The sequence below is a fragment of the Sphingobium sp. PNB genome (assembly GCF_019873065.1).
Classification (GTDB): domain Bacteria; phylum Pseudomonadota; class Alphaproteobacteria; order Sphingomonadales; family Sphingomonadaceae; genus Sphingobium; species Sphingobium fuliginis.
The window spans coordinates 66,882-80,602 of the sequence record NZ_JAINEZ010000015.1; the positions used below are offsets into that span (position 1 = coordinate 66,882).

The 13,721-nt window shown below is 63.9% G+C and carries 11 protein-coding genes; 2 read left to right on the forward strand and 9 right to left on the reverse strand.

Going from position 1 to position 13,721, the window contains the following annotated elements; all coding sequences use genetic code 11:
- Positions 1–117: 117 nt before the first annotated feature.
- Positions 118–2,895 carry a TonB-dependent receptor gene (locus K7W03_RS07805; RefSeq protein ID WP_413469318.1) on the reverse strand — a complete coding sequence of 926 codons (2,778 nt, stop codon included), beginning with the start codon at positions 2,893–2,895 and terminating at the stop codon, positions 118–120.
- 313 nt (positions 2,896–3,208) lie between these two features.
- Between K7W03_RS07805 and K7W03_RS07810 the strand changes: the two genes are divergently transcribed.
- Positions 3,209–4,792, forward strand: a complete 1,584-nt coding sequence (locus tag K7W03_RS07810) for a Na+/H+ antiporter (protein ID WP_222885940.1) — start codon at positions 3,209–3,211, stop codon at positions 4,790–4,792.
- Positions 4,789–5,481, forward strand: a complete 693-nt coding sequence (locus K7W03_RS07815; RefSeq protein WP_025547791.1) for a TetR/AcrR family transcriptional regulator — start codon at positions 4,789–4,791, stop codon at positions 5,479–5,481. The genes K7W03_RS07810 and K7W03_RS07815 overlap by 4 nt, the downstream gene beginning before the upstream one ends.
- Positions 5,482–5,595: 114 nt before the next feature.
- Here the strand turns inward: K7W03_RS07815 and K7W03_RS07820 are convergent, their stop codons facing one another.
- The 8 genes from K7W03_RS07820 to K7W03_RS07855 all read right to left on the reverse strand — a co-directional run bounded on the left by K7W03_RS07820 (position 5,596) and on the right by K7W03_RS07855 (position 13,322).
- Entirely contained in the window at positions 5,596–7,920 is a 2,325-nt protein-coding gene (locus K7W03_RS07820; protein WP_222885941.1) for an arylsulfatase, read from the reverse strand.
- 132 nt (positions 7,921–8,052) lie between these two features.
- Positions 8,053–8,319 (reverse strand): hypothetical protein, encoded by a 267-nt coding sequence (locus tag K7W03_RS07825; protein ID WP_222885942.1) that lies wholly within the window; start codon positions 8,317–8,319, stop codon positions 8,053–8,055.
- Positions 8,320–8,414: 95 nt separating this feature from the next.
- Positions 8,415–9,089, reverse strand: a complete 675-nt coding sequence (locus K7W03_RS07830) for a c-type cytochrome (protein ID WP_222885943.1) — start codon at positions 9,087–9,089, stop codon at positions 8,415–8,417.
- 3 nt (positions 9,090–9,092) lie between these two features.
- The gene (locus K7W03_RS07835) at positions 9,093–9,431 is read right to left on the reverse strand and encodes a cytochrome C oxidase subunit IV family protein (protein WP_061940428.1); all 339 of its coding nucleotides are present in this window, start codon (positions 9,429–9,431) and stop codon (positions 9,093–9,095) included.
- An 8-nt stretch (positions 9,432–9,439) separates the two neighbouring features.
- On the reverse strand, positions 9,440–10,126 hold the full coding sequence (locus K7W03_RS07840; RefSeq protein WP_025547800.1) for a heme-copper oxidase subunit III family protein: 687 nt from the start codon (positions 10,124–10,126) through the stop codon (positions 9,440–9,442).
- A 12-nt stretch (positions 10,127–10,138) separates the two neighbouring features.
- Positions 10,139–10,714 carry a heme-copper oxidase subunit III gene (locus tag K7W03_RS07845; RefSeq protein WP_222885944.1) on the reverse strand — a complete coding sequence of 192 codons (576 nt, stop codon included), beginning with the start codon at positions 10,712–10,714 and terminating at the stop codon, positions 10,139–10,141.
- Positions 10,711–12,453 (reverse strand): cbb3-type cytochrome c oxidase subunit I, encoded by a 1,743-nt coding sequence (locus K7W03_RS07850; RefSeq protein ID WP_222885945.1) that lies wholly within the window; start codon positions 12,451–12,453, stop codon positions 10,711–10,713. The genes K7W03_RS07845 and K7W03_RS07850 overlap by 4 nt, the downstream gene beginning before the upstream one ends.
- Positions 12,453–13,322: a cytochrome c oxidase subunit II gene (locus K7W03_RS07855; RefSeq protein WP_044662638.1), complete on the reverse strand. Its 870-nt coding sequence runs from the start codon at positions 13,320–13,322 to the stop codon at positions 12,453–12,455. Before K7W03_RS07855 ends, K7W03_RS07850 begins: the two co-directional genes overlap by 1 nt.
- Positions 13,323–13,721: the final 399 nt, after the last annotated feature.

The window sequence follows — 13,721 nt, forward strand, 5'->3', positions numbered from 1 at the left end:
ACCCCTAACCCCTCCCGTCTACGGGAGGGGAACATAAAAAGGGAGGACCGCCACCCCTGAAAGGGGCGGCGGTCCGGGGGAGAACTGCCTGCGTGCAGTCAGGCAGTCGGGGGGACGTTAAAATTTGTAGGTCAGACCCAGATAATAATCCCGGCCATAGCGCTGATAGTCGATCACCTGCCGCGGATCGTCATTCTGATAGGTGACGAAGGGCTGATCGGTCAGGTTCTTGCCCTGCAACAGGATCGAAAGCCCCTGAAGCGGCCCGGACTGGAACTCATATCCAATCTGTGCATCCAATATCCCTTCCGCCTTCGCCGTGCGGAAGGTCGGCGCCGCCGAAAGCCCCGCCACTTCGCCCAGGAAGGAGGAGCGGTAACGATAGCTCACCCGCGCCTGGAAACCGGCCTTCTCGAAATAGGCGGTGCCGCTGGCGACCCATTTCGACAGGCCGGGCAGGGTGACGCTTTCGGTCGGGTTGCTGCCATATTCGACCTCGCTATGCGTATAGGACCCGCTGGCGAAGATGCCGAAGCCGTCGAGCGCCGGGCTGAACAGCTTGAACGGCAGCGATGCGGTCGCCTCTACGCCCATGATCGTGCCCTTGCCGGTATTGGCGGGCGACTTCACCAGCCCGATATAGCTTCCGTCGGCCAGAATGGCGTCGCGCTGATCGGCCGGCAATGTCGGCAGAACGGCGGAAAAGTCGTAAGCGATATTGTTGTTGGGATCGACGAAGTCGGTCAGGTTCTTGAAGAAGCCGGAGACCGATACATAACCGCCGCCCCGGAAATATTTCTCCAGCGACAGGTCGATATTGGTCGACTGATAAGGCCGCAGGAAGATGTTGCCGCCCTCTGACTTGAACGGACTGAACTGCGGATCGGACGACCCTATCCCGACATAGCTCAAATTATATTTGAACTCCTGGTTGATCCGCTCCTGGTCCAGACGCGGACGCACCATGGTCTGCGCCGCGCCCAGCTTCACGAAGAAGCTCGGCTCCAGTTCCACCGAAATCTGCGCGCTTGGCAGGACGTTGGTGTAGCTGTCCTTGCCCGATACCGGCAGCACGGTCACGACGCCGTTGGCGAAGTTGGAAATCGTGCCGGTAGAGGCCTGCCGCGAATGGATCACCTGCACGCCGATCGCGCCCTTCAGCGGCTTGCCGCCCAGTTCGCCGTCCATGCTGAGCTTCGCATAGCCGGTGAACACGTCTTCCTTCACCACATTGTCGCGGACCAGCGAGCCGGGGCGATTGTCATACACCGCATCCAGCACATTGTCGTACAGATAGAGCGGGTTCAGCGTCAGCATCGCCGGCACGCCCAGATAGTCGAGCGAGACGTTCGATCCCAGCAGCGCCTCGCTCGGCACCGCCACCGATCCCGGCGTCCCGCCGGCGATGGTGCAGTCCGTGCCGCCCGGCGGGCAGAGGAAATAGGATGTATAGGCGCTGGTCTTCTTGCGCCGGCTATAATTGCCGCCGACTTCCCATTGGGAGAAGAGACTGCCGGAAATGTCCCCGACCAGGTTCGCGCGGAAAGACTTCATGTCGTCGATGAATTTCGGCCGGTTGAGGAAACCCGCCTGCACCACCGCAGTCGTGCCGTTATAGCCCCAGCCATTGGGATCGGTCAGGCTGATGATGCCGGTATCGGTATAGTCGAGCGTCGGGGCGATGTGGAACAATCCGTTCGACTGGCGTTCCACCCGCACGGTGTCCGGCACGCCGGAACGCAGATAGCCGGTGCCCGAATAGGTCTCCAGCAGGAAGTCGGTGCGCTTGGCGCGCGACCAGCTCGCATCGACATTGAGTTTCAGCGCATCGTTCAGGCGGATGTCATTGTTCCACCCCAGCGAGATCATGTCCGCCTTGCGTTTGTTATAGTCGTTGCGCTGCACGCCATAGACATTGCTGAAGGTCGCAGCGGTGACGAAGCCGTTTTCGACCGTCACGTCGCTGACGCCGACATCGGTGCCCCAGACCAGCGGGAATTCGATGCCGCGCAGCCGCTGTTCTTCCTCGAAATGCGACGCCAGCACGTCGAAGGTCGAATGGAAATCGTCGCTGGGCTGCCATTCCAGCGTGCCCACCGCGCCATAGCGCTTCAGCAGGTTCGATTGCACATAGGGCTTGGCGCCGCCGATGATGAGCGTGCCGTCGGGAGCGGAAGGATAGCCCCAGGAATTGAACCGCTCGTTCTGGGAGGGCGTTTGCGAGGCGGAAAAGCCCAGCGACAGGCCCAGCGTGTCGTCCGCGAACTGGTCGATATAGGTGGCCGAAGCGCGATAGCCGTAGCGCTTGCCGTCGGGATTGAGCTTGTCCATCCCGTTCATCTGCCCGCGCAGCGACACCGCCATCACGCGGTCCTTCTTGTCCAGCGGCCGCAGCATGCGCAGGTCGACCGTGCCGGAAATCCCCGCCGCGATCAGCGCCGCGTCGGCGCTCTTGTACACATTGACGTTCTGGAAGAATTCGGACGGATATTGGTCATATTCGACGCCGCGATTGTCGCCCACCGTCATCTGCTCGCGCCCGTTGAGCAGCGTGGTGGAGAAATCGGGACCCAGTCCACGGATCGACAGGCGCTGGTCGCGCCCCTCCAGCCGCTGCGCCGTCACGCCGGGCAGGCGGGCGAGCGAATCCGCGATGGACACGTCGGGCAGCTTGCCGACATCCTCGGCGGAGATGGAATCCACGATCAGCACCGAATCCCGCTTCAGCTTCGCGGCGGAGGCGAGCGATGCGCGGATGCCGGTGACGACGATGGCCTCTCCCTGCGGCTCGGCGGGGGCGGCGGTCTCAGCCGCGGTCTGAGCGGAGGCTGCCGCCGCGACCGACAGCGAAGCGCCGGCCAGAAGGGCCGCGCGCAGGATGGAATGATGGGACATGTGCATTTGTGGACCCTCCCCAAGACGCATTGCTTGTGTTTCTTGCCGTCACCGATAGCCGCGCCGCCCATGGTCTGCACAGAATCCCACATACGTATTCAGTATGATCGGCTATCTATTTGAAAAATCATGACTATCGTGAAATTCCATCCGTCCGGCAGCCAGTGGCGCGCCGCTTTCCTCTACGGTTTCGGGGAATTTCGCTGCATGGAAGACGCCTCTTGAAACTGCTGGCGCTGCTGGCATTTTCATCGTCGGCCGATGGATTTCCATGTCATATGGCCATGATGCGGATGGACGGGGGGGAGGGCCAATGCACCCGATGCAGTTGTTCGAACTGGTGATCGTCATGCTGCTGGCGATCATCGTCCTGCATTATGCCGCGAACAGGCTGGGCCTGCCGCCCGCCGTCGCGCTGCTGGCGGGGGGCGCGCTGTTCGCTTTCCTGCCGGGCCTGCCGGTGATCTCGCTCGATCCGCAACTGGTGCTGGTGATCTTCCTGCCGCCGCTGCTGATGGACGGCGCCTGGTTCATCGCCCTGCGTCACTTGCGGCGGCATATGTTCGGCATATTGGCGCTGGCCCTGGGCGCGGTGGTCTTCACCACAGCCGTGGTCGCGGCGGTCGCGCACTGGCTGGTGCCCGGCCTCCCCTGGGCGGCATGCGCAGCCCTGGGCGCCATCGTCTCGCCGCCCGACGCCGTATCGGCCCGCGCGGTGTTGCAGCATGTCCACCTGCCCCGTCGCCTCTCCATCCTGCTGGAGGGGGAAAGCCTGTTCAACGACGCCACGGGGCTGGTGCTCTTTCGCTTCGCCATAGCGGCCGGCGTCACCGGTGCGTTCAGCATGGTCGACGCCTTGCAGAGCTTTGCCATGCTGGCCGTGGGCGGGGCGCTGGTCGGGGCGGTCATCGGCGCGCTCTGGGTGCTGACGGTCAAGCGGCTCGACGACAAATATCTGATGATCGCCTCCTCCCTGCTGGCGCCATGGGCGTCCTATCTGCTGGCGGAATCCATCCATGCCTCCGGCGTGATCGCGACCGTCACCACCGGCCTCATCTGCGGCTGGTACCAGCATGTCGTCTTCCCCGCGATGGTGCGGATGAACGGCACGGCCTTCTGGGCGGTGATGATCTTCCTGATGGAGGCGTTCGTCTTCCTGCTGATCGGTTCGTCGCTGCGCGGCGTGATCGATCGCGTCGGCGGTTTCGGCGTCGTGCTGGACGAAATGGCGCTGCCGATATTGGCGATACTGGCCGCGCTCGCCGCCGCACGCTTCATCTGGGTTTTCGGTTCCGACGCGGTGATCGCGGGGCTCAGGGCGACGGGCCTTTGCGGCTATCGCCCGCTGGGATTCCGGGCGGCGACCATATTGGGCTGGGCCGGGATGCGCGGCGTGGTGACGTTGGCGGTCGCGCTCAGCGTGCCGGCCGATTTCCCCGGACGCGACTTCATCCTGACGGCCGCCTTCGCGGTCATCATCGGCACCGTATTGCTGCAAGGGACGACCCTGGGCGCCGTGATCCGGCTGGTGAAGCTGGAGGAACCGGAAAGCGACCGTCCGCGCATGACGATGAGCGAGGCGGAAGCCGCCATGGCGCAGGCGCAGGTCCGCGTCGTGGAGGTGCACGCCTATGATGAGCAGGGCGCGCTGCTCCACCCCCGGCTGCTGGAGCGCTATCAGCGCCATGCCGAACTTTCCGCCAATTATGCCGGGCAGGAGGCGCAGTTTTCGGAGACGCTCCACGCCCATTTCGACCTGGTGCTGAAGGCCATAGCCGCCGGGCGGGCGGAACTGCTGCGCCTCCACCGCACAGGAGAGATCGATGAACATACGTTGCAGGAACTGGAACGCGACCTCGATCTGGAGGAACTGAGCGCCCTGTCCGCCAAGGCATGACCGACCGACGTCACCCCAGGCGCCATGCCATCCCCGCCGCGCTGCGGCTGATCGAGGCGGCCGAGGCGCTGTTCGCGGAGCGGGGCATCGACGCCGTTTCGATGCGGGAGATCGCAGCCGCCGCCCGTTGCGGCGACACCAATGCGGTGACCTATTATTTCGGATCGAAGGAAGGGCTGCTCTCCGCCATCTTCGCGAGCCGTGCCGAGAAGATGGAGGGCGTGCGGGGCGGGATGCTGGACAGGCTGGAACGGCAGGGCAGGCTGGACGATCCGATGGCGCTGCTCGGCATATTGTTCCTGCCGCAGCTTCATCTGGCCGATGGCCGGGGACGGCACCCCTATGCGGCGTTCATGCTGCATTTCGCGACGCGCTACTGGTCGCTGAACGCCGGCCTGCTTGCACAGGTGCGGGACAAGGCGCCGAACCTGATGCGCCTGATGGGGCATTTGACGGCGCTGGCCGGGCATGTGCACCCGGACATCGCCCGCAATCGCATCCTGCTCTGCAACATGATGCTGCAATGCGTGCTGGTCCGCTGGGACCATGGCGAGCCGCAGGATCGCGCGGTGCCGTTGCAGGCGCATGTGCGCGACGTGATGCGAGCCGCCTGCGCCAGCCTGCTGGCGGGGCCGGAGGACAAGGGCGTGCCCGCCTCCGTAGAGGAATGGTTCGACGGCCTCGGCTGATACGGCCCTCCGGTTCCGGACGCGCCGATGAAGCCGAATCCCACCGTTGAAACCGCGCCCCCGCGAGCCGCTCGTCTCGTTCGGGCCCCTTGCGGAGGCGCGGCGCCCGCCAGCTTATCTGATCGTCACCTCGACCCGGTCCAGCGGCCCGTTGAACCGGCTCGCCGCGCTGTCATAGGCCGCCGGGTCGACGGGGCTCACCAAGTCCATGCCGATGTCGAAGTCTTCCGTATGGGAAACCACCTGCGCGAAGGTCCGTTCGACCCGCCCTTGCGCCACCGCCTTGCCATCGACGGTCAGCGTGACGGTGGCGCCGCTGGTCGGGGTTGCCCTTTCCATCGCGAAGTCCAGCCCGACGACATGCGCGCCGGCCGCCAATGGCGCAGGCGCCACGACCCGCGTCATATGCGCGGGCGTCAGATTATAGGTGAAGGCAATTCTCCCCCGGTCGAAGAACAGGCTGTAGCCGCCGAAGCGTCCGCCCTGCGCGACGATGACGCCCTTGCCGCCCTCCGCCGCTATGCCGAGCTTCGCCGTGATCGCGAAGGATCGCCCCACCAGGGCCGGCGCGGCGCTTTCCGGAATATGGCTGACGGGCGCGCTGTAGACGAAGTTCGTCCGCCCCTCATTGGGGTCTGGCCTGCCCTTCTGCCCGCCCTCGCTGCCGTGGATGGGCAGGATGTTGGACAGCGCGGCCTCCGCCCAGAACGACTCCTTCAGCGCCTCCAGCTTCCGCGGGTTGGCGGCGGCGACGTCATGGGCCTCGCTGAAGTCGCTGCGGGTGTCGTAAAGCTGCCATGTCCGTTGATCCAGCGGCACCGGCGGGGGCGGCGTCCGCTCCCAGGGGGTCGCCATGGGCGCGGTCGCGGCCACCCAGCCATCCTTGTAGATGCTGAGATTCTGCGCCATGGCCGACACCTGCACGGTGCGGCGGGAGGGCGCGTCCCTGGCCCTGAAGCTGTAGGCCATGCTGATCCCGGTGATCGGCTGTTGCGGTACGCCGTCCAGTATCTCCGGCGCTTTCACCCCCGCCGCTTCCAGCACCGTCGGCATGATGTCGCTGACATGGTGGAACTGGCTGCGCAGGCCGCCGGCATCCTCGATATGCCCCGGCCAGGCGATCACCATGCCGTTGCGCGTGCCGCCGAAATGCGATCCATAGCGCTTGGCCCAGGGGAAGGGCGCGTTCATCGCCCAACCCCAGCCGCCCGGCATCAGATTATAGGCGGTCTTCGTCCCGATCTCATCGATATGGGCGAGGGCGTAGGACGGGTCTTCCCTGACCCCGCTCAGCGCCGACTGCTCGAACAGCTTGCCGTCGAAGCTGCCTTCCGCGCTCGCGCCATTGTCGCCCTGGATGTAGATGATCAGCGTATTGTCCAGTTCGCCATTGTCGCGCAGCTTCTGGATGACCCGCCCGATCTGCTCGTCGGCATAGGCGAGCGAAGCGGCATAGGCCTCCATATAGCGGGCATAGAGCCGCTTCCGGTCTGGCGTCAGACTGTCCCAGCGCGGCAGCGTGCCCGGATGCGGCGCATCGTCGGTGCCGGGCGGAATGACGCCCAGCTTCTTCTGCCGCGCCACGGTTTCGGCGCGCAGCACGTCCCAGCCCGCATCGAACCTGCCCCGGAATTTCTTCAGCCAGTCGGCGGGCGGCTGATTGGGTGCATGGGCCGTGCCGGTGGCATAATAGAGCAGGAAGGGCTTGTCGGGGGCGGCCGCATGCTGGCTGTCGATCCAGCCTATCGCATGATCGGCCAGATCGCGCTCCAGATGATAGCGGGGATCGGCGGGCGGTGTGACCGGATTGATATTCTCGACCAGATTGGGTTCCGCCATGCTGCTGTCAGCGCCCAGAAAGCCGTAGAAATATTCGAACCCCAGACCGGTCGGCCAGCGGTCGAACGGCCCGGCCCGGCTCATTTCCCATTCCGGGGTCACATGCCCCTTGCCGATCATGGCGGTGTTATAGCCATTTTCCTTCAATATCTGCGCCATCGTCCCGGCGCTTTTGGTGATGACGCTGTTATAGCCGTCATAGCCCGTCGCCCAATTGGCGACATAGCCCATGCCCACCGCCTGCGGATTTCGCCCCGTCAGCAGCGAGGCGCGCGTGGGGGAGCAGATGGCGGTGGTGTTGAACTGATTGTAACGCAGCCCTGCCTTCGCCAGCGCGTCGAAGGTCGGCGTAGGCACCGGTCCGCCGAAGGTGCTGCTGGACCCGAAACCGACATCGTCGGTCATGATCAGCAGGATATTGGGCGCGCCCCTGGCGGCGCGCACCGGTTGAGGCCAGGCGGGCGGAGAGGATTCGGCGGGCGTGCGGCCATAGACCTTTTGCGCGGGCGCGTCCTGCGCCGTGGCCGGCGTCATGGCGAGCGCCAGCAGGGGGAGGGCTGGCAGGCATTGCCGGACGAGCTTGGCGCGAAGGGAGGACATGGGCTCTCCTGCTGCAATATTATTATCCTATGGTGCAGATTTCATATTAACGCAGTTGATTGAAGTCAAGCCGGAACCGCATCCTCCCTCCTCTTGTCCCGCCGCCCTCGTCGCCCCATATTGTGATGAGGTTCATGCAGAACGAGGCGCGCCATGGAAAACCGGCTGCTCCAGATCGAGAAAGCGTGGGAACAGGCGCTGGGCGATATTTTCCAGCCTTATGTCGATCTGAAACGCGAACCGACCGCCAGCGCCATGGAGGCCTTTCGCACCGTGCTGGGATCGACCGATCATGACATCCGCCGCCACATCGCGCGAACGGCGGCGCGGCAGGGATCGACATTCCTCAGCCGCTATCTGGTCGAGGAAGACTGGCGGCGGCCCAGCCCCTGTAGCCACGGGCGTTCCCACGCCCCGTTCGCCCTGAACCTGTCGAAGGGCTTCACTTCTCTTCAAGAAAAGAGCGGGGTGGTATGCGACCCGCCGCCACCGCCCTATCGCGCCGCAACCACCTTCGGCTGCGGCAAAGGCGGCGCCCCCGTCCCCAAGGTCGCCAGATATTTGATCACCGCCGCCCGATCCTCCGGCTTGCGCAGTCCGGCGAAGCTCATCTTCGTCCCCGGCACCTCGCGCCCCGGAGAGGCGAGGAAGGCGAACAGCGTTTCATAGTCCCAGGTCCCCTTATGCCCCTGCATCGCGGGCGAATAGGCAAAGCCCGCATGGCTCGCCACCGGCCGCCCGACCACGCTCCACAGATTAGGCCCGATCCGGTTGGGCCCGCCCTGGGTGAAGTCATGGCAACTCATGCAAAGCTGCACCTTCTGCTTCCCCACCCCCGCATCCGCGCTGGCGAGCAGGGTACCCAGATCAACCTGAGGAGCAGCCGCCGCCCCGCCGCCGCCGGTCCCGGGCATCGGCGCCTTCCCCCGCATGTCCCGATGATAGGCGATCACCCGGCTGCCTTCCCCCGCCTCGCTGAAACCGGCGGGCCAGTCGCGCTGGATCGACGCCATGTCGACGCGCGGCGGCATCTCGTCCATCGGCTTATAGGCCAGCTCCCCCGGCTGCACCCGTGTGTAGAGCTTGTCGCTGAACCATCCCAGCCCCAGCGCCGTCACCGCCGCTCCCGCAACGCACAGCCCCACCGCCATCCCATGCATCCGGCCCATGGCTCAACCCCCTCCGCCCATGAAGATGGCGCGGGTCCAGAAGGCGTAATTCGCCTCGATCGTCATGATCCGCACCAGCACCAGCAGCACCAGCGGCGGCACCAATATCGCATAGATCAGCGACAGCCGCTCCCACGCCAGATGCATGAAGATGGACAGGATCAGCCCCGCCTTCAGCAACATGAAGGTCACGATCAGCACCCAGCGCACGATCCCCTGCACATGCATGTAATCGACCAGATAGGACATGGCGCTGAGCAGGAACAGCAGGCCCCAGACCTTCAGATACAGGCTGACCGGATGTTGCTGGCCCTCATGGGCCGCTGAAGGATCATGCTGCATGAAGCCCCTCACCAGAGGTAGAAAAAGGCGAAGATGAACACCCAGACGAGATCGACGAAGTGCCAGTACAGCCCGGCGATCTCGACCGCCGAATAATCGCCCGCCTTGTCATAATGTCCTCGCGCCACCTTGGACGCGATGATCAGCAGCAATATGACCCCGCAGGTCACATGCAGCCCGTGAAAGCCGGTGATCATGAAGAAAGTCGCGCCGAATTGCGGCGCGCCCATCGGATTATACCAGGGCCGCACGCCCTCTTCGAAGATCAGCTTGCTCCATTCGAACGCCTGCATGCTGAGGAAGACAAGCCCGAACAAAGCGGTGAGCAGCATCAGCGCCGTCGTTTTCCGCCGGTCGCGCTGATAGCCGAAGTTCACGGCCATCGCCATGGTGCCGCTGGAACTGATCAGCGCGAAGGTCATGATCGCGATCAGGACGAGCGGAATGTCCTGCCCGCCGATATTCAGGGCGAACACTTCCGCCGTATTGGGCCAGGGCAGTACAGCCGACGCCCGCATCGTCATATAACCGGTCAGGAAGCAGGAAAAGATGAAGGTGTCGCTCAGCAGGAAGATCCACATCATCGCCTTGCCCCAATGGGTATGGCGGAAGACTTCCTGATCGGCGGACCAGTCGGACGCGATCTCCCTCAATGTGGGAGCGATGACTTCTCTATCTGGGACAGCCTGAGCCATGGCGATACATCCTCAAGTCGACAGCAGCAAAGCGGCCAGAACCAGCCAGACGATCAACAGAAAATGCCAGTAGAGCGCGCAAAGGGCGACATTGCGCATATTGGCCGCCGCCAGCGCCCGTCCGGCGGCAAACAGCCCGCCGATGATGTGCAGACCATGCAGCGCCGTCAGCAGATAGAAAAAGGCATTGGCCGGATTGCTCGACAGCGTATAGCCCGCCCCCTGATAATGCCGCCAGAGCAACAACTGCCCGCCAAGGAACAGCACCCCCAGCGCAGACCCGGCAATTGCCGCGCGCGCGGCCCGTTCCCTCCGCGCCACTTCCCAGGCGACGCTGCTCGCCGCCAGCACCAGCGTATTGATCCACAGCAGCGGCGGATCGGGCATCGGCTTCCAGTCATGGACATGTTCCGCGCCTGCATGCAGCCCCATGCGCATCAAATAGGCCGCCAGCAGCAGCGAGAACATCACCATGGCCACGCCGAAATAGGCGACCATCCCCACCGCCCCCGCCGACGGCCGATCCCGCTCCACCGGCTGCGGGCCCGGCTCCCAGCTCTTTTCGGTGAGGCGCGCGAGGATGGTCATGCGCGCTGTTCCGCTTGGAGTTCCGTCTGGGGAATGAAGTCCCGCGCCGCCCCCGGCACGCTGTAATCATAGGCCCAGCGATAGACGACCGGCAGATGCGGCCCCCAATTGCCATGCGCCGGCGGCGTGTCCGGCGTCAGCCATTCCAGGCTGGCCGCGCCCCAGGGATTGGGGTCGGCGCGAGGCCCCCGGAACAGGCTCCAGATCATGTTGAAGAAGAACAGCCCCTGCGCGCAGAAGACGACCAGCGCCGCAATGCTGATCCACGCATTGGCGAGATGCACCGACTGCGGAATGAAGGCGGTCTCGCCCAGCGCATAATAACGGCGCGGAACCCCCAAAATCCCCAGATAATGCATCGGCAGGAAGATCGCATAGACGCCCAGGAAAGTGATCCAGAAATGGAGCTTCCCCAAAGTTTCGTTCCACATCCTGCCGAATATCTTGGGGTACCAGTGATAGATGGCGCCGAATATCACCAGAACCGGAGACACGCCCATCACCATATGAAAATGCGCGACGACAAAGAACGTGTCGGACAACGGCACGTCGACACTGACATTGCCCAGAAACAAGCCCGACAGGCCGCCGTGGATGAATGTGAAGATGAAGGCGATGGCGAACAGCATCGGCACGCGCAGATGGATGTCGCCGCGCCACAGGGTCAGCAGCCAGTTATAGACCTTGATCGCCGTGGGAATGGCGATGATCAAGGTCGATGTGGCGAAGAAGAAGCCGAAATAGGGATTCATGCCGCTCACATACATATGGTGCGCCCACACAAGGAAGCTCAGCGCCCCGATGATCACGATCGCCCACACCATCATGCGATAACCGAAGATGTTACGCCGCGCATGGACGCTGATCAGGTCCGACACGATGCCGAAGGCGGGCAGGGCGACGATATAGACTTCGGGATGGCCGAAGAACCAGAAGAGATGCTGGAAGAGCAGGGGACTGCCGCCCTGCGTCGGGGTGATCGTGCCCATGGGCTGCCCCATCGCCTGCATAGTCGGCATGAAGAAGCTGGTGCCCGCCAGATGATCGAACAGCATCATGATCGCCGCGACGAACAAGGCCGGAAATGCCAGCAGGCCCATCACCGAAGCGGTGAAGATGCCCCACACCGACAGCGGCATCCGCATCAGCGTCATCCCCCTTGTCCGCGCCTGCAACACCGTGGTTACGTAATTCAACCCGCCCATGGTGAAGGCTGCGACGAAGATGGCGAGGCTGACCAGCATGGTCACGATGCCCCATTGATGCCCCGGCGTCCCCTCGCTGATCGCCTGCGGCGGATAGAGCGTCCATCCCGCCCCGGTCGGCCCGCCCGGCACGAAGAATCCCGCCACCAGCACGATCACCGACAGCAGATAGAACCAGAAGCTCAGCATGTTGACGAAGGGGAACACCATGTCCCGCGCCCCGATCATCAGCGGGATCAGATAATTGCCGAACCCGCCCAGCAGCAGCGCCGTCAGCAGGTAGACCACCATGATCATGCCGTGCATCGACACGAATTGCAGATAATTGTCAGGCTGGATCGCCGGAAAAGCCCCCGGAAACCCAAGCTGCAACCGCATCAGCGCCGACAGCACCAGCGCCACCAGCCCGATCCCGATGGCGGTGCAGCTATATTGGATGGCGATGACCTTGTGATCCTGGCTCCAGACATATTTGGTGACCCAGCTATGCGGATGATGCAGCGGGCGCAGGTCGTCGGCCAGGGTGGTAGCCATCAGCGAATGCTCCAGGAGGCAGGGACGATACAGGCATTGGCCTTGATCAGCAGGATCGACATGGCGGCCGGCGGCGCCTCCGCCAGAATCTGTCCGAAGCTGCTCTGCTGCGCCTGCCATTGCGCGAAGGCCTGGGGCGTCTCCACCACCACCTTGCCGCGCATCGCATGGTGGCCGGTGCCGCACAGTTCGGCGCAGAGGATGTCGAACGTGCCCGTCTTGGTCGGGGTCAGCCAGAAATAGGTGACTATGCCGGGTACAAGGTCCATCTTGGCCCGGAATTCCGGCACATAGAAGTCGTGCAGCACGTCCTTGGAGCGCAGCACGATCTTCACCGGCTTGCCGACCGGCAGATGAAGGTCGCCGCTTTCCACCAATATGTCATCCCGGCCGAACGGGTCGAGCGGATCGAGGCCCAGCCCATTGTCGGGGGTGATATATTTGACCCCCGCCGCACCCAGCACGCCATCCGGACCGGGATAGCGGAAGGACCATTGCCATTGCTGGCCGACCGCCTCGATGACGGTGGCTTCTTTCGGCACCGAGACATATTTGCCCCAGGCCGCGAGCCCCGGCGCCAGCATGCCGGCGATGCCGATGGCGGTCCAGAATGTCAGCCGCCTTTCCAGCGAAGGGTTTTCCGGCTCATAATGGGCGCGATGGCCGGGGCGATGGCGATATTTGACCAGCGCCCAGGCAAGGAACAGGTTCAGCCCGACAAAGGCCGCCCCGCATATCCAGAGCGTCACGTCGAGCGCGGAATCGATCGATCCCCAATTGGATGCGATGGGCGTGCGCCACCATGGACTGAACAGGTGAAAGGCGACCGAACCGACCACGAGCATGGCGATGGCTACCGCAACCGGCACAAGCCCTCTCCCACATTGGCAGGCGCTCGCAGCCTTTCAGTCCGGCATTTCGAGTCGCCTCGGTAACACCCGCCGCGACAACTTACAGAAAAAGCGCTGACGGGGGAAGCGTTTGGGAAATTGCGGGGTGCGAGCGACGCCAGCGCCTTTTCCGGCTCGGGCCTTCACGGTCGATTGACAGCGCCTGCCATTGCGGCGAAAAGAACAAACAGGGAACGAATATATGGCTGAGTCGATGAAGACCCTCGCCGCCCTCAGGCGGCATATCGCATCGCTGGAGGGCGTTCCAGCCTCCCAGCCCCATGCGCGGGTGGAAACCGGCTATGCGCCGCTCGACCTGGCGCTGGACGGCGGTCTGGCGCGGGGTCGGGTGCATGAATTCTTCGCCGCGACAGAGGA

What these genes read in the sequence shown, in the direction of transcription:
- K7W03_RS07805 (WP_413469318.1), bottom strand. Translation starts at nt 2,895, where the DNA reads ATGTCCCATCATTCCATCCTGCGCGCGGCCCTTCTGGCCGGCGCTTCG.
- K7W03_RS07810 (WP_222885940.1), top strand. Translation starts at nt 3,209, where the DNA reads ATGCACCCGATGCAGTTGTTCGAACTGGTGATCGTCATGCTGCTGGCG.
- K7W03_RS07815 (WP_025547791.1), top strand. Translation starts at nt 4,789, where the DNA reads ATGACCGACCGACGTCACCCCAGGCGCCATGCCATCCCCGCCGCGCTG.
- K7W03_RS07820 (WP_222885941.1), bottom strand. Translation starts at nt 7,920, where the DNA reads ATGTCCTCCCTTCGCGCCAAGCTCGTCCGGCAATGCCTGCCAGCCCTC.
- K7W03_RS07830 (WP_222885943.1), bottom strand. Translation starts at nt 9,089, where the DNA reads ATGGGCCGGATGCATGGGATGGCGGTGGGGCTGTGCGTTGCGGGAGCG.
- K7W03_RS07835 (WP_061940428.1), bottom strand. Translation starts at nt 9,431, where the DNA reads ATGCAGCATGATCCTTCAGCGGCCCATGAGGGCCAGCAACATCCGGTC.
- K7W03_RS07840 (WP_025547800.1), bottom strand. Translation starts at nt 10,126, where the DNA reads ATGGCTCAGGCTGTCCCAGATAGAGAAGTCATCGCTCCCACATTGAGG.
- K7W03_RS07845 (WP_222885944.1), bottom strand. Translation starts at nt 10,714, where the DNA reads ATGACCATCCTCGCGCGCCTCACCGAAAAGAGCTGGGAGCCGGGCCCG.
- K7W03_RS07850 (WP_222885945.1), bottom strand. Translation starts at nt 12,453, where the DNA reads ATGGCTACCACCCTGGCCGACGACCTGCGCCCGCTGCATCATCCGCAT.